This window comes from Pseudomonas sp. FSL L8-0168 (assembly GCF_037976155.1).
Taxonomy (GTDB): Bacteria; Pseudomonadota; Gammaproteobacteria; order Pseudomonadales; family Pseudomonadaceae; genus Aquipseudomonas; species Aquipseudomonas paracarnis.
Map to the genome: position 1 here is coordinate 4,223,515 of NZ_CP150262.1, position 15,383 is coordinate 4,238,897.

Sequence of the window (15,383 nt, forward strand, 5' to 3'; positions counted from 1 at the left end):
GTCATACACCGACGGCACCACTTACCCAGGACAGGCACATGATCGACTTCAACAACAAAGGTTTCTTCAAGCTCAAGCAAAACAACGAATACGCCGAACGCGTAGCGGCCCTGCTGCTGGACGGCGAAGAAGTGGTCGACGCCTACAAGGCCATGCGCGACGGCGTCGTGTTCACCACCAAACGCATCATCGCGGTGAACGTGCAGGGAATTACCGGCAGCAAGAAGGATTTCACCTCATTGCCATACAAGAACATCGTGGCGTACTCGGTGGAAACGTCCGGGACGTTTGACTTGGATTCGGAGTTGGAGATTTATTTTTCGTCGTTGGGGAAGGTGAAATTCGAGTTCACTGGCAAGACCTCGATCGTGGAAATCTCCCGGCTGATTTCCAAGCATCTGCTGAGTTGATCCGCAGGCACCCAAAAGACCTTGGTGTTTCAAGGTCTTTTTTATTGCGGCTCAGCTGACGTACACCGGGCTCATCCTGCTCACAGCATCATTTCATAGGGTCCCATTGCCTTGCTAGTCTGCACCAAGCCCTGCCGCATCAACATCTCAAGATAACTTCCCGCCTCCATCGCGGGCTTCTTCAACGCCCTCCTCTGCTTCTGCGCCGCTCCCAACACTGCCGCCTGATCCAAATCCCAGAGATCCGAAATAAAGTCATCCGGATGCATCGGTTCAATGTCATAGGCAGCCAATATATGAGGTGGAAAGTCTTTCAAATTGAAGGTCACGATGACCTCAGCTTTACTCCGAATTGCCGCCGCCAACACATGCCGGTCATCCGGGTCTGGTAAATCCAAACTCGAACACAGATCCTCATATCCCGTCACCAACGCGTCAGGTATAGCAATGTCCATTAGCGCCGACATGCAGTCCACCTGAGCCGCCGTAAGATCGGGTCGGTTCTTAAGTACGTTGCGCTTCCACTCATCCTGAATCTGGCCAGTCCATCGCGCTCGATACAAACCAGACAAACCAAGCCACATGAGTAAGTCCCTAAGTGCCGCAGGATAGAGAACACAAGCATCGTACACCGCAGTAAAGGGCGAACACCTCATCCGTCATACCCCATTCCCAACTCTTGGGCCTGTTGAACCAGCGCTTCCATTGCCTCTTGGCTTTGCTCGTCACGCCGTTGCTTGAACGCCATCAAATCCGAAAAACGGACTCGCCGATGTCGGCCCGTTTTTGTAAAGGGGATGGCGCCTTCCTCCAGCATCTTGACCAAATGCGGGCGTGACACATTAAGCAGGTCGGCAGCCTCCTGCGAGGTCAACTCGGCATGAACCGGCACTACCTTGACGGCATTGCCCAGCGCCAATTCGCCCAGAATATCGACCAGCAGACGCAGTGCGGAGGTTGGTAGGACAAGCCTGTGTGGCTTGTCTTCTTTGTCGAAGATATCGATGCGCTGGGTTTCAAATTTGGTCGACAATAGGGACGCTAATTCACGCTGACCTTGCACTGCCGCCTCGACTTCTTTTTCCAGCGGAAGGATCGTTTTGGGAAGATTGTTGATGGTCATGATGCAACTCCGGCCTTACGCAATTCAGTTGAGGTCAACGCTAAACAAAACAAACGAAAATCGCAATATTCGAAACAATGCTGGCGACTCACGTACCAGTCAACTTTTCCCACATCAACTGACAAATTGAGCTGATATCGGTTTCTGACTCCCCCTCATAGGCTCACTCCCTCGCACAAGGAAGTGAATCGGTCATGTCAGAACGCTTTTATCCACCCACCGAACAAGCGTTACTCAAGCGACGAATCCTCACCCGGCAACCGTCGCGTGTGCCGTATTCGCCTACTATCGATTTTTTCGAGCCGTCCCCTGCCCAGCCACCTACACCAGCCCAACCTCCAAGCTGCGTTTTCATAAAACCATGCCAACTGCCTGACGGTATCGCTCATTACTCGAGCCCCACCGGTTTTGTCCCACTGGAACTGATCAAGGAGTACGGCCATGTAAGTCTGTTGGGCGGGCGCGAAGTGGACGCCCGGGGCGCGGTTGCCTTGCGCAAGATCAGTGGCAGCGCACTGCCAACCGGCTTAGGGCAGTTGGCATTGCGTTCAGCGTTTTTGGAGTCGGCGGCGACAGTCAGCGCATCCGTCGCTGGTAGCCTGTTGACAGGATTGGTAGCGCTGGCTTGGCCGTCGGATCTAAATGATAGCGCGCTCTACAACGAGGAACAGTTGCGTTCGCTGCAACGAGCGCGTTCGCAAATGCGGCTGCATATCGAGCAACGCGACGACGGCACGCTTAAGGGGTATGGGTTTTACACAGGTAACAATGCCGATTGGCAGATGATTGACGTGGTGCAGTTTCAAAACCGCAGCGGCCAGTTAATAGCAGATTTGAATAATGGCGTAGAGCTGATCTGGACGCCCTCCGTTGATCCAAATGACACCTTAGGTGTTCCGGCATTGGAGGCTGCGCCGCAAGCACCCGTGATCTGGATCTACCCACCGACTGAGACGGCGGCGCAGATTCTGGTTAACCCTATTTACCCACCGGCCTATCGGGATTTTATTCTGGTGTTTCCGGCGGGGTCGGGGGTTCGGCCGCTGTATGTGGTGGTAGGTGCCAAGTCTGGGGATCACAAGTACCACAAAGCGCCCGACACTGAACAAATAACTGGCTTTGAAAAACTGATAAAAGCAAAACCCAAGACTCCCAGACAAGGAGGCGCCGGGCTGAGAGAACGCTGGATTGAGGAAAAAGGTCGGAAGATCTATGAATGGGACTCTCAGCACGGAGAGCTGGAGGTTTATCTAGCGAGTGATGGGAGCCATATAGGTGCGTTCAACCACATAAGCGGCGAGCAGCTAAAAGGGCCAATCAGAAAACGAAACATCAAAAAATATCTGTGAGGGCTACATGGGACTAAAAATAAGGTTGGAATGGTTCGACAGAACCACAGAGAGGCTAAACGGAACGGAGAGTTCAGCGGACTGCGGAGATGACTACTCGGTGATTTCCACGCTCGGGTTGTTGAGCGCAGTGGACGTCAATAACGGCATGTTTGAATTGCGCAGGGAATGGCTATCAGTGATACAGCCACACTTTTTTCATGAAATTGCTCTTTCAGAAAGTGACTACTTCATCGCATTTGATTACGAAATTGCAAACGAGTAATGCAGACTCAAAGAATTCAGCCTGAGCTGTAGTAGATGAAAAAGCAAATGGTGCACAAGTGACCCGATCATCCATCATCAAAATAGACCTGACCCGCATTCAGAACCCCAAAGAGCTTCACGCCACGCTGGGCACTTCACTCAACTTCCCCACTTGGTATGGCCAGAACTGGGATGCTTTTTGGGACGCCATCACCGGCTTGGTAGAAATGCCCGAGACGCTTGAGTTTTCTGGTTGGGATATTTTTTCAGAGTGCCTACCTCACGATGCCAAGATGCTGCGGCAGTGCTTGGCTGAGCTCGCGACCCATTACCCGGACCTTGCGTCGCGGGTTCGCTACTGATGCCCGTCAGCCTGGGCGCCTCACTTGGGCTGGAATGTCGCTAAGTACGCCAGGATATTTTCAATCTTCTCTTGGTCACTGATCCCCCAGAAGATCATCCGCGTGCCACTGACCACCGACTTCGGATCTTCAATGTAGGCCGCCAGTTTTTCCCGTGTCCACACCACGCCTGAGTTCTTCATCGCATCCGAATACTGATAGTCCGTGGTAGTACCGGCAGGCCGGCCAATGATGCCGTTCAGTTCCGGGCCAAAACCACCCCGCGCGCCTTCACCAATGCTATGGCAGCCACCGCAGGTCTTGGTGAAGAGTTTGCCGCCCGCGTCGGCGTCGCCCGCAGCGAACGCGGGTGCGGCGATAACGGTCAGGACGAGGGTCAATAACACATACTTCATTCACGTATCCCTATCGGCTGTTGCCGTGGATTATGCCTGTTCGACCGGCCTTTCTCCCAGCCGCTGCACCAGACGCACCAGATAACCGTCCGGGTCTTGCACGATGAACTGGCGCTGCCCGGCCTCCACGTCACCGGCTCGGTACCAGGCATCTTCAACATCGCGGAACAATGGCCAGCCAATGTGCGCCAACCGTTGCAGGATAGGCGTCACGGCGGGCACATCGATTTGCAGGTTGATGCCGCGCCCGAACGGTGGCTGCAACGGTGCGGTCAGCCACTGGCCGGCGTCGGGGTCGTATTGTTCGAGCATGATTTGCGCGCCGTGCAGGTCGAGGTAGGCAAAGCCTTCTTCAGCGCGCTGGTAGGCGATGGTGAAGCCTAACTGTTCGACCCAGAACGCCAGGCTGACACTGAGGCGAGTGACAATCAGTTCCGGCACGAGCGGGTTACGGTTAAACATGGCATTCCTTGGGACGGCGGGGTGGCGTTCACCTTAACGGATTGTCGTGCCCATGGCTCACAAGCAGTCAAACGACCACCCATCGATTAAAAAACATCCAATCGAACCTATCCGGCCACCTTCCACTCCACCTTACTGAACCCCCTGATGGTGGAGTAAGGATCATGGCTCAGCCATCGATTTTGGTATTGGAAGACGACGAGATCATTCGGGCGTTGATGGTAGATGTGCTGGAAGACTTTGGTGCGGTGGTGACATCGTTTGCATCGGCAGACGAAGGGATGATTTACCTGGAGCGCGGCGATGACCCGGTGGATTTGATTGTCAGTGATATTCAAATGCCCGGCTTGCTCAATGGTTATGACTTGAGCCGTGTGGTCGCCCACCGCTGGCCTGAAGTACAAGTAGTGCTGACCTCAGGTAATACGAAAATCGCCGCCGAGTTGGGCAGTTCCGTGCGGTTTCTGCCCAAGCCCTGGAGTACCGACCACTTGCTTGAGTGCGTGCAGACAGCATTGACGCACTAGGGCCTGCCCCTGCGTTGATAGCAGCGCGATATCATTTCAACCGAACTTGAGGGCCAGTTCTGCGGTCATGTAAGGTGCAGGGAGCGACTTTTCTGATCCGCTGGTCAGCCTTTTCGCTTCTGCGTTCAACTGACGACAATGAGTTGTGTAGAATCGTCGCCCATTTTCACGCGTCATTCATGGCCGACAGGCCCACAGTTCGAGCTCATTGAATGCATTCACAGGCCCATGACGTTAGTGCGCCCTCCTTGTTGGAAACGTTGCGCACGGGCACGGGCCTGCTGCATGTGGCGTTGGAACAGCGCCTGCCGTTTTTTTCCGAGCGCCTGGATGCCCAGTGGTATCGGCGCCTGCTGCAAGCGTACTACGGCTTTTATCAGCCGATGGAAGCGGCGCTGTATGACAGCGGTTTGATTCCCGATGGATATGAGCCTGTGTTGCGTGTGAAAACGCCAACACTGGTCCATGACCTGCACGCACTCGGCCTGACTGACCACGCCATCCATGCCCTGCCTCGCTGTGCCCAACTCCCCGTATTAGACACGCCGGCTGCGTGTCTCGGCGCCCTGTATGTGCTGGAAGGCGCCACCCTGGGTGGCCAAGTGCTGCGCCGGGAAATGGCCCTGCGCCTGGATGTGAACGCCGACAACGGCGGTGCCTTTCTCAATGTATACGGCGCCGAGACCGGACGGCGCTGGAAAGATTTCCTCGATTATCTGAGCCGCCAGCCACTGGATACAGATGCCGCCGCGCGCGCGGTGATGGCGGCCCGTTCGACATTCAGCGGCTTTGAGCAATGGCTCGACAGCCAGGAGGTATTGCTATGAAACCCGAAGATTTTGAAGAGCTGCTTGCCAACTGCGCCGACGAACCCATTCGTTTTCCAGGGGCCATCCAGCCCCACGGCGTGCTGCTGACTTTGTCGGAACCTGGCCTGAACATTATTCAGGTAAGTGCCAACGTCGGTACGTTGTTCGGCCACGCCCCCGAGGCGCTGTTGGATCAACCGTTGCACAGATTGATTGGCGAGGAGTACGCCCAGGCCGTGCGAACCATGGCCGAGGACAGCGCATTCCTGGACTCGCCGCCCCTGCTGATCACCTTCAAGGGTGAGCAGTTCGAAGGCCTGTTGCATCGCCACCAGGGCGTGTTAGTGCTGGAATTCGAACCACGGCTCAAGGATTTCAAACCCCGAGCGCACAATGGCCGCACCAGCGATCTGGGCAAGATGCTGCACCGCCTGCAATCGGCAAAGACCTTGGAGGCGCTCTACGCCATCACCGTCAACGAAATCCAGGCCATGACCGGTTATGACCGGGTGCTCATCTATCGCTTCGAAGAGGAAGGCCATGGCCAGGTGATCGCGGAGGCCTCGGCGCCGTCAATGGAATTGTTCAACGGGCTGTTCTTCCCCGCGTCCGACATCCCCGAGCAGGCTCGGGAGCTGTATCGCACCAACTGGCTACGGATCATCCCGAATGCGTCCTACGAACCGGTACCGCTGGTGCCCAAATTGCGCCCGGACACCGGGCAGCCCCTGGACCTGAGCTTGGCCACCCTGCGCAGCGTGTCGCCGATTCACTGCCAGTACATGCAGAACATGGGCGTGTTGTCGTCCATGAGTATTTCGTTGATGAAGGGCGACAAACTCTGGGGCCTGATCAGCTGCGGCAACCGTGAGCCGCTGCTGGTACCTAATGACCTGCGCATGGCCTGCCAGACCATCGGCCAGGTGCTGTCATTGCAGATCAGTGCCATGGAGGCCCTGGAGCTGACCCGCCAGCGCGACGAGAAAGTCCAAGCGCTGGCGCTGCTGGACCTGGCGATGAAAGCCTCTGCCAATAACGTCTTCGACGGCCTGGCCCAACAAGGCCGAATGCTGATGGACCTGACCCTCTCCGGCGGCGTGGCGATCATCGAAGATAAACAACTGCACCGCTACGGCAATTGCCCGGAACCGGCGCAGATACGCGCGCTGCACAAGTGGTTGCAGGCCAACGGTGAACCGGTATTTTCCAGCCATAACCTGGCCTCGGTTTACCCGCCTGCCGCTGAGTTCCAGAGCGTGGCCAGCGGCGTGCTCGCCATGAGCTTGCCCAAGCCTGTGGATAACGGTGTGTTGTGGTTTCGCCCGGAAGTCAAAGAGAACATCCACTGGAGTGGCGACCCGCAGAAGCCGCTGAATCTGGAAACCTGCGACGCGGGCATGCGCCTTCGCCCACGCACCTCGTTTGAAATCTGGAAGGTGGAGATGGCCGGCATCTCCACCAAATGGAGCCATGGCGACCTGTTTGCCGCCAACGATTTGCGCCGCTCGGCCCTGGAGAACGACCTGTCCCGCCAAGTGCTGCGCGAGCAACAAGCGGTGCGTGCGCGGGACGAGCTGGTCGCGGTGGTTTCCCACGACCTGCGCAACCCCATGACCGTCATCTCCATGCTCTGCGGCATGATGCAAAAAGCCTTCAGCTCCGATGGTCCACACACCTCACGCCGTATCTCTTCCGCGATCGACACCATGCAACAGGCCGCCGGGCGCATGAATGTGTTGCTGGAAGATTTGCTCGACACCTCGAAGATCGAGGCCGGGCGCTATGTGGTCAAGCCGGTGGCGCTGGACGTCAGCCAGATCTTTGAAGAAGCGTATTCGTTGCTGGCCCCCCTGGCCTCGGAAAAAGGCATCGACCTGTCGTTCAATGTCGAGCCCGGCCTGCAGATCAAGGCCGACCCGGAGCGCTTGTTCCAGGTGCTGTCGAACCTGATCGGCAATGCGATCAAGTTCACCCCACGCCAAGGCAACATCGGCATCAGCGCCATGAGCAACGGCGAGGAGATTGTATTTTCGGTGCGAGACTCCGGTGAAGGCATTGCACCGGACGATTTGCCCCATGTGTTCGATCGCTATTGGACCCAGACTGAAAACAACCCCACCGGCAGCGGGTTGGGGCTGTATATCACCCAGGGGATTGTCCAGGCTCACGGTGGGCGCATCGAGGCCGAAAGTGAGTTGGGGTGCGGTAGTGAGTTCAGGTTTACGGTGCCAAAGCCTGCCTGAAACGCGCCCATTTTCTAAACCCAACATGCGGATACCTTTGGCCGGGAACGAACAACCCGGCCAATGCCACTGAAACGGTGCGCACTCAAAGGGAGTATTGGTGCGACAACAGTCCTCCAATTGAGTAAGGGGTTGTACCGATGATCATTGGCAATTCGTTTGACAGCTTGAGCTATAACATCCAGCAAGGCATGAAAGATAACCAGCCTTCAGCCAATCCCGCCCCCATCTCTTCGCCGATTGACAGCCCCCCACAGGGGCAGGACACGCGACCAAAACCCAAAGATTCGGGTATGACCTCTCTCGGAGGAGGCAAACTGCTTTAAACCGTTAGGAGTCACCGGCAACGAGTGCAGCGCAACGCGCTGCACTTGCGTTAACAAAACACTGACATCCTCTGCGTTATCCTTTCCAGTCCCACTTGGTATGAGCTGCATTCTTCATGGGTCAACCTGAAATCCTGCCTGCCGTGATCGCCGGCCCCTTGCTAAGACGCCTGGAACCACAGCGCCTGGTTATCTGGTTGGTGGGCAGTCGTGCCCTGCCCCTGTGCTTGCGGCTGCAATTACCCTCGGGCGAGGCGCGGGATATCCCGCTCGATGCAACGCACTGCCAAGTCGTGCCCGTCGGCCGCCATGCCGTTATCCACCTGATCGACATAGCCCTGAGCCACGCCCTGCCACAGGATGAAATCATCGGTTACGACCTGTTGATCGACGGCCTCGGCATTGCACAATGGGCACCGCACTTGCTGTATGGCGACGCGACTACGCCAAGCTTCGTGCTGCATAGCCGCATCCATCACTTGGTGCATGGCTCGTGCCGCAAACCCCACCATCGTGCCGACGAAGGCTTGCTGTGTGTCGACCGTCTGTTGGCGGACGCCCGCACACCGCTCGAACGCCCAGCCTTGCTGATGATGAATGGCGACCAGATCTACGCCGACGACGTCGCAGGGCCCATGCTGCGAGCCATTCACGGGCTGATTGCGCGCCTGGGCCTGTTCGATGAGTTTCTAGAGGGTGCGGTGGTGAGCGACAGCGCCAGCCTTTATGGGCATCGCGCCAGCTATTACCACCGGGCCGACCTGCTCCCTGCGCTGGACAGTAACGAGACCTTGCGCGAACGCTTTTTCGGCGGTGTGAAGAAACCCATCTTCACCAGCAGCACCGCCGACAATCACCTGGTGACCTTTGCCGAAGTGATCGCCATGTACCTGCTGGCCTGGTCGCCGGTACCCTGGACGCTGATCGCACCAGAACCGCCGCCGCTGAGTGCGCAAGAACAACAACGCTATGCCCGCGAACAGGTTCATATCGATCAGTTCCGCGACGGCCTGCCTGGGGTAGCGCGGGTGTTCGCGCACCTGTCGACGCTGATGATGTTCGACGATCACGACATCACTGACGATTGGAACCTCAGCGCCCAGTGGGAAGAAACCGCCTACGGCCACCCCTTCTCCAAGCGCATCATCGGCAATGCCTTGCTGGCGTATCTGTTATGCCAGGGCTGGGGCAACCAGCCCCAGGTGTTTGGCGAACTGCTGGACCAGACCCAGGCACTGACCGGCCGGGTACAGGCCAATCATCTCGAGGCGACGGCGCAAGACGCGTTGCTGGAGGCCTTGCTGAAATTCCAGCAGTGGCACTACGTATTGCCCACCACCCCGGCGCTGGTGGTACTCGACACCCGCACCCGACGCTGGCGCAGCGAGTTCACCCTCAAGCAACCTTCCGGCCTGCTGGACTGGGAAGCCTTGAGCGAACTGCAACAAGCGCTGCTGGACCATCCATCCGCCATCATCGTCTCGCCCGCGCCGGTCTTTGGCGTCAAGCTGATCGAGACGGTGCAAAAGGTCTTCAGCTGGTGCGGTTTTCCCCTGCTGGTAGACGCCGAGAACTGGATGGCCCACCGCGGCGCCGCCCAAGTGATTTTGAATATCTTCCGCCACTCACGCACGCCAGGTAACTACGTGATCCTTTCCGGTGACGTGCATTACTCGTTTGTCTACCAAGTGCTGATCCGACACCGCAACGGCGGCCCCAAGATCTGGCAAATCACCAGCAGTGGCATCAAGAACGAGTTCCCGCCGCGCCTGCTGGAATGGTTCGATCGCCTCAACCGCTGGCTCTACTCCCCGCGCTCGCCCCTCAACTGGTTTACCCGCCGCCGCACCATGCAGGTGATGCCTTATATCCCAGAGCATGCCGAAGCGGGTGAGCGGTTGTGGAACTCGGCGGGCATTGGCCAGGTGTTTTTCAATGAGCAGGGCCAACCGCAGGCCATTTACCAGCACAACGCGGATGGAAGGCCTCGGACAAAGATGATGGCGCCAGAAAAATAGCGTTTCGCCACTCGTCATAAGCAGCACACCTGCCCTATTCAAAGCGCGCAAGCGCCGATGTACAGTAGCGCCAGCCACGGAGTATCGGCGTCAACCATGACTGGCCTTGGGCGCCAGCCCCCCGCAGGAAGCGCGCAGATGGACGATACATCCGGCAAAGAACCGCTACGCAATGAAGTGTCCGACCTTAACGTCGACCTGTTGCACGCCATCATGGAACTGGTCAGTGATGGCATCTGGGACTGGAACGCCAATACCGGCTTCGTCTACCGCAATCCCGGCTGGTACGAAATGCTTGGCTACTCCCACCACTCCCTGGAAAACAGCGTCTTCACCTGGGAGAACGTGATCCACCCCGAGGATTACCCTCGCGTGATGGCGGTGTTCGATGACTATATCAGCCAACGCGCCGCTCATTACCGGGCCGAATACCGTTGCCGAAAAGAAGACGGTACGTACCTCTGGATCGAGGACCGCGGCTACGTCATTGCCCGCAACCCCGACGGTTCCGTGGCGCGCATGGTCGGCGCACACCGCGATATCCATACGCGCAAATGCTCCATCGAACAGTTGCAAAAGCGCAACCAGTCTCTGGAAGCGCTGGTCGCGGAGCGCACCCTCGAGTTGTCGCGCGTCAACCAGCAACTGCAATTGCAACTGGACGAAAACCGCTCTTTGGCCGAGCGGGACGCCCTGACGCGCATCGCCAATCGGTATCGCCTGGAAAAGGTGCTGCTGGAGGAATGCGACCGCGCCGAACGCTTCCGCCTGCCCTTGGCACTGGTGGCCATGGATGTCGATGACTTCAAGCCGATCAATGACCAATACGGCCACGGCGTCGGCGACCAGACGCTGATACGGGTAGTGGAACACCTGGAAGCCTGCGTACGTAAAAGCGACTTGCTGGCGCGTTGGGGCGGCGACGAGTTTATGGTAGTGCTGCCCAAAAGCAGCCTGGACACGGCCAAAGAGTTGGCCGAAAGGATTCGCCATAAAATCAAGGCGGCGGCCCCCTTGGGCGCGTTGAACGTTACCCTGAGCCTGGGCGTAGTAGAGCGGCGCATGGGGGAATCTCCGGCGGCGCTGATGGCGCGGGCCGATCAAGCCTTGTACCGATCCAAGGCGGCGGGCAAGGATGGGGTGTCGGAATAGGCCGCAGCTCCTTCCAAGGTGGAATGACCCGGCAACTTTATTTCGTTTGCGGCAAGGCCAGGCGCGCGGCTTAGATAGCGCTGCGCCCACCACTGCCGAGTCTCCGAGTCATGAGCCACGCTAGCATCAGCCAGTCGATTTCCATCGTTCACCCCATCAGCCTGAGCCACGGTAAAAACGCCGAAGTCTGGGACACGGCGGGCAAGCGTTACATCGACTTTGTCGGCGGTATCGGCGTACTCAACCTGGGCCATTGCCACCCGGCCGTGGTGGCGGCCATTTGCGAGCAAGCCACCCGGCTAACCCATTACGCGTTCAACGCCGCACCGCATACGCCCTACATCGATTTGATGCAACGCCTCTGCGCCTTTATCCCGGTGAGCTACCCCGTCAGCGGCATGCTCACCAATAGCGGTGCCGAGGCGGCGGAAAACGCCCTGAAGATCGCCCGTGGTGCCACCGGGCGCACGGCGGTGATCGCCTTTGACGGCGCCTTCCACGGGCGCACTCTGGCGACCCTCAACCTCAACGGCAAGGTCGCGCCCTACAAGCAGAAGGTCGGTGTACTGCCCGGCCCTGTGTATCACCTGCCCTACCCCAGTACCGATAACGGCATGTCCTGCGCCGAAGCGCTGAAGGCCATGGAGCGTCTGTTCAGCGTGGAGATCGACGTAACCGATGTGGCCTGCTTCATCATCGAGCCGGTACAGGGCGAAGGCGGGTTTCTCGCCTTGGACACTGAGTTCGCCCAGGCGCTGCGGCGCTTCTGCGACCAGCACAACATCCTGCTGATCATTGATGAAATCCAGTCGGGTTTTGGTCGCACCGGCCAGCGTTTCGCCTTCTCGCGCCTGGGCATCGAGCCGGACCTGCTGCTGCTCGGCAAAAGCATCGCCGGCGGCATGCCGCTGGGGGCGGTGGTCGGGCGCAAGGCGCTGATGGACAACCTGCCCAAAGGCGGCCTGGGCGGTACCTACTCGGGTAATCCCATCGCCTGTGGGGCGGCGCTGGCGACCCTTGAGGTGATGAGCGACACAAACCTGCACGCCTGGGGCGTCGCGCAGGCGGCCGCGATTGTGGGCCGCTATGAAGCCTGGCGCGCACAGCAACTGTCGCCCTACCTGGGCCGCCTCACCGGTGTCGGCGCGATGCGGGGCATTGAACTGGCCCATGCCGACGGCACACCCGCCCCCAAGCAACTGGCGCAACTGCTGGAGCTGGCGCGAGAGGCTGGCTTGTTGCTGATGCCCAGCGGCAAGTCGCGGCACATCGTGCGCTTGCTGGCCCCGCTGACCATTGAGCCTGAGGTGTTGGAGGAAGGTCTGGATATTCTCCAGGCGTGCCTCGAAGAACTGGACGAGTAACATGTATCAACAGGTTTGACGCTGCTCCACTCAGTCGTTGAGCTTGTTCGTGAAGTCCGGGCGAGGTGGATGACCGTTGATAAGATTCCCGTTGTGGATATGTACGTATTTCTGTACGTTAACCCCACCCAACAAGGAGTCCCCATGGAAACTATCAACTACACCAACGCCCGAGCCCATCTGTCCGAAACGATGGACCGCGTCAACGATGATCACGTCCCACTTCTACTGACTCGACAAAAAGGCGAGCCCGTGGTGATGATCTCGTTATCAGAGTTCAATGCTCTGGAAGAGACGGCTTACCTGCTGCGCTCGCCTAAAAATGCCGAACGTCTCATTAACTCAGTCAACAGCTTACGAGCAGGCAAAGCCAAGCCAAGGCGGTTGATTGAAGAATGAAAATACTCTTTACCCCTGAAGGCTGGGACGACTACCTCTGGTTTCAACAGAACGACAAAGCCGGGCTCAAGCGCATCAATCTCTTGATCAAGGCCATACAAAGAGACCCGTTCGGCGGCGTGGGGAAGCCTGAACCCCTCAAACATAACCTGAGTGGTTTCTGGTCTCGACGAATCACCGCGGAGCATCGTTTGGTTTATGGCATCGAGGATGATGAAGTACAAATATTGATGTGCCGCTACCACTACTGAAATTATTCTGACGCCCCAGCCACCTTGACCTGATCCCCCCACCCGCTGAAAATGCCCGACGTTTTTTGTCTCCCCGCATACTACGCAGTGAAATTTTAATGTCTGATTCCTACACCGAAAAATCCGCCGAAGAATCCGTAGTCGCCCTGCACGCCAAAGCCGAATACGAAAACGCCATCAATCTTTCACAGCATGTGCCAGCCGCCAAGATCATCAGCGAGATGGTGCTGGACGCGTTTCACACCTCCAAAGAAAGCGACCAGATCCGCGAGCTGCGCGTTGCCATCCGCCAGGCCCACGATGCCTTCGATGATGACAAAGCCTATGAGCTGATGGGCCAGCTCAAGCAATTGAAAGACGCCGAAGCCGCAGACAACGCCGCCCTGGAACACCTGAGCAGTCAGTTCTCGATCAGCCGCATCCTGTCCAGCTTCAAGGACGATCCCGAGTTCCAGGAACTGGTCTATGGCCTGGCCCTCAAGGTGCTTAACCAGTCGCACCAGGCCATCAGCAACCCGAGCGCCGGCAAGGGCAAAGCTGCACGCGCCAAGAAAGACACCGAAGTGTTTGTGATCAGCAAAGATGGCATCAGCGTCACCCTGCCGCTGCGCACGCCGCGCTCCAAGCTCAATGTGGACCGCGAAGCACTGGAGTTCCTGGGCTTCACCTTTGTAGGCGAAGGCAGCGAGGCGGAGCTTGCGAGCGAAACCTTCATCGACAACAGCGGCGCCGAGCAGCCGGTCACGCGCAAGAGCATCGTGACCGCGCTGCAACAGCAAAGCGCCTTTGACGGCTACGCCATCGCCGCCCAGTAAGTGCCCAACACTACAAACTTCGCAGGGTCAAAAGAGCCTGCTCGACCTGGGCGAGAGTGATATGCCGGCCCACCGAGGCACGCACAAAGTGTGTGACGCCCAGGTCCTTAAGCAACAACGGAGTGTGAGCGGTGGTGCCTGCCCACAAGTTGAGCCCCAGCTCGCGGGCTTGGCCGACAAATGCCTTGGCCGGCAGGTTGTGCGGCACAAACGAGACAATTCCAGTCTGCTCGAACTGGTCGCACATTAGCGTCAACTGCGGCAGGCGCCGCAATTCCTTCGCCAGCAGCGCATAGGGCTCTGTACTCACCTGCCCGCCGCCGACCTGCACATACTCCTGCAGCGCCGTATGCATGCCCACCTGGGCCGAGAGGCTTTTTTCAGCAATTTCCAGCACCCGCGCACTGGCCACGTCCAGCCGGTTGACCTGGCCATCGGTGCTGGCGGCGTGCAAGTCGGCAAAATTGAGCTGCAATTGGCCAAGCAAGCGTGGCGACACGTAAGCAACCCCACTGCCACGGGGCCCGCAGAGAAACTTGCGGCCCGCACCTGTCAATAAATCACAATGGATATCCCGCACATCCAGCGGTAACTGCCCCAACGACTGGCAGGCATCCACCACATACAACGCGTTCGCGTCCTTGAGCAACGCGCCCAGCGCTTCCACCGGATTGATCACCCCACAGCACGAAGGCAGGTGCGACACACTGACCAGGAACACATCATCGTCCAAATGACGCCGCACCCACTCCAGATCCAGCGGGCTGGTGGCCGTGGTGGGGATCACTTCGACGCGAATGTCACTCGATAACTTGAGGTAGTTGAAGAAGATCAGGTTGGCCGCGTACTCAGAAGTTGATACCCAGACCCGCTTGCCCCGGGGAAATTGCAGTTTGCCGAGGATGCTGGTCCAGGCTTCGGTGGCACTGCTGAAAAAACCAATCTGTGAAGGCTGAGCATTCAACAGCCCGGCCATCACTCGGTACAGGTCGACGTTGAGCAACTCTTCATAGGCAAGCTCGGCTTCATAGCTGCCTATCTGCGCTTCAATGGAGGTAAAACGCTGTATAGCATTGAGCGTGGCCGACGACATCAGGCCCGCACCGGCGGTGTTCAAATGCACCCTATTCAT

General features: G+C 58.0%; 18 protein-coding genes. 13 read left to right on the plus strand and 5 right to left on the minus strand.

Features of this window, described 5'->3' with window-relative positions:
* Positions 1–38: 38 nt before the first annotated feature.
* Positions 39–410 carry a PH domain-containing protein gene (locus tag MHH62_RS19325; RefSeq protein ID WP_014719840.1) on the plus strand — a complete coding sequence of 124 codons (372 nt, stop codon included), beginning with the start codon at positions 39–41 and terminating at the stop codon, positions 408–410.
* Positions 411–490: 80 nt separating this feature from the next.
* Here the strand turns inward: MHH62_RS19325 and MHH62_RS19330 are convergent, their stop codons facing one another.
* Positions 491–1,066 carry a PIN domain-containing protein gene (locus MHH62_RS19330; protein ID WP_032903667.1) on the minus strand — a complete coding sequence of 192 codons (576 nt, stop codon included), beginning with the start codon at positions 1,064–1,066 and terminating at the stop codon, positions 491–493.
* Positions 1,063–1,533 (minus strand): helix-turn-helix domain-containing protein, encoded by a 471-nt coding sequence (locus tag MHH62_RS19335; protein ID WP_014719842.1) that lies wholly within the window; start codon positions 1,531–1,533, stop codon positions 1,063–1,065. Before MHH62_RS19335 ends, MHH62_RS19330 begins: the two co-directional genes overlap by 4 nt.
* 194 nt (positions 1,534–1,727) lie before the next feature.
* Here MHH62_RS19335 and MHH62_RS19340 point away from each other — a divergent pair, with 194 nt between their 5' ends.
* Genes MHH62_RS19340 through MHH62_RS19350 form a run of 3 tightly spaced genes read left to right on the plus strand, consistent with a single transcriptional unit; the run spans position 1,728 to position 3,490 of the window.
* A complete protein-coding gene (locus MHH62_RS19340) occupies positions 1,728–2,882 on the plus strand; it encodes an S-type pyocin domain-containing protein (protein ID WP_032903666.1) in 1,155 nt (384 codons plus the stop codon).
* A 7-nt stretch (positions 2,883–2,889) separates the two neighbouring features.
* On the plus strand, positions 2,890–3,147 hold the full coding sequence (locus MHH62_RS19345; protein WP_032903665.1) for a colicin E3-like toxin immunity protein: 258 nt from the start codon (positions 2,890–2,892) through the stop codon (positions 3,145–3,147).
* Between the two features lie 58 nt (positions 3,148–3,205).
* A complete protein-coding gene (locus MHH62_RS19350; RefSeq protein WP_014719845.1) occupies positions 3,206–3,490 on the plus strand; it encodes a barstar family protein in 285 nt (94 codons plus the stop codon).
* A gap of 20 nt (positions 3,491–3,510) precedes the next feature.
* Here MHH62_RS19350 and MHH62_RS19355 read toward each other — a convergent pair whose 3' ends face one another.
* Both MHH62_RS19355 and MHH62_RS19360 read right to left on the minus strand, forming a co-directional pair.
* Positions 3,511–3,885 (minus strand): cytochrome c family protein, encoded by a 375-nt coding sequence (locus tag MHH62_RS19355; protein ID WP_019817492.1) that lies wholly within the window; start codon positions 3,883–3,885, stop codon positions 3,511–3,513.
* 30 nt (positions 3,886–3,915) lie between these two features.
* A complete protein-coding gene (locus MHH62_RS19360; protein ID WP_020302009.1) occupies positions 3,916–4,347 on the minus strand; it encodes a VOC family protein in 432 nt (143 codons plus the stop codon).
* Between the two features lie 164 nt (positions 4,348–4,511).
* On the opposite strand from MHH62_RS19360, the gene MHH62_RS19365 reads away from it, so the two are divergent.
* The 9 genes from MHH62_RS19365 to MHH62_RS19405 all read left to right on the plus strand — a co-directional run bounded on the left by MHH62_RS19365 (position 4,512) and on the right by MHH62_RS19405 (position 14,251).
* On the plus strand, positions 4,512–4,874 hold the full coding sequence (locus MHH62_RS19365; RefSeq protein ID WP_003194033.1) for a response regulator: 363 nt from the start codon (positions 4,512–4,514) through the stop codon (positions 4,872–4,874).
* 212 nt (positions 4,875–5,086) lie between these two features.
* Entirely contained in the window at positions 5,087–5,701 is a 615-nt protein-coding gene (locus tag MHH62_RS19370) for a biliverdin-producing heme oxygenase (protein WP_019817490.1), read from the plus strand.
* Positions 5,698–7,926: an ATP-binding protein gene (locus MHH62_RS19375; RefSeq protein ID WP_198833714.1), complete on the plus strand. Its 2,229-nt coding sequence runs from the start codon at positions 5,698–5,700 to the stop codon at positions 7,924–7,926. The genes MHH62_RS19370 and MHH62_RS19375 overlap by 4 nt, the downstream gene beginning before the upstream one ends.
* Positions 7,927–8,368: 442 nt before the next feature.
* A complete protein-coding gene (locus MHH62_RS19380) occupies positions 8,369–10,270 on the plus strand; it encodes an alkaline phosphatase D family protein (RefSeq protein ID WP_339231674.1) in 1,902 nt (633 codons plus the stop codon).
* Between the two features lie 138 nt (positions 10,271–10,408).
* The gene (locus tag MHH62_RS19385; RefSeq protein ID WP_019817488.1) at positions 10,409–11,422 is read left to right on the plus strand and encodes a sensor domain-containing diguanylate cyclase; all 1,014 of its coding nucleotides are present in this window, start codon (positions 10,409–10,411) and stop codon (positions 11,420–11,422) included.
* A gap of 110 nt (positions 11,423–11,532) precedes the next feature.
* A complete protein-coding gene (locus MHH62_RS19390) occupies positions 11,533–12,786 on the plus strand; it encodes an aspartate aminotransferase family protein (RefSeq protein ID WP_339231676.1) in 1,254 nt (417 codons plus the stop codon).
* Positions 12,787–12,930: 144 nt separating this feature from the next.
* Positions 12,931–13,185, plus strand: coding sequence for a type II toxin-antitoxin system prevent-host-death family antitoxin (locus MHH62_RS19395; RefSeq protein ID WP_003194039.1), 255 nt, complete (start codon positions 12,931–12,933; stop codon positions 13,183–13,185).
* Entirely contained in the window at positions 13,182–13,436 is a 255-nt protein-coding gene (locus MHH62_RS19400) for a Txe/YoeB family addiction module toxin (protein ID WP_014719853.1), read from the plus strand. Before MHH62_RS19395 ends, MHH62_RS19400 begins: the two co-directional genes overlap by 4 nt.
* Positions 13,437–13,534: 98 nt before the next feature.
* Positions 13,535–14,251: a hypothetical protein gene (locus MHH62_RS19405; protein ID WP_020302011.1), complete on the plus strand. Its 717-nt coding sequence runs from the start codon at positions 13,535–13,537 to the stop codon at positions 14,249–14,251.
* Between the two features lie 10 nt (positions 14,252–14,261).
* Here the strand turns inward: MHH62_RS19405 and MHH62_RS19410 are convergent, their stop codons facing one another.
* Positions 14,262–15,383: an aminotransferase class V-fold PLP-dependent enzyme gene (locus MHH62_RS19410; protein ID WP_014719855.1), complete on the minus strand. Its 1,122-nt coding sequence runs from the start codon at positions 15,381–15,383 to the stop codon at positions 14,262–14,264.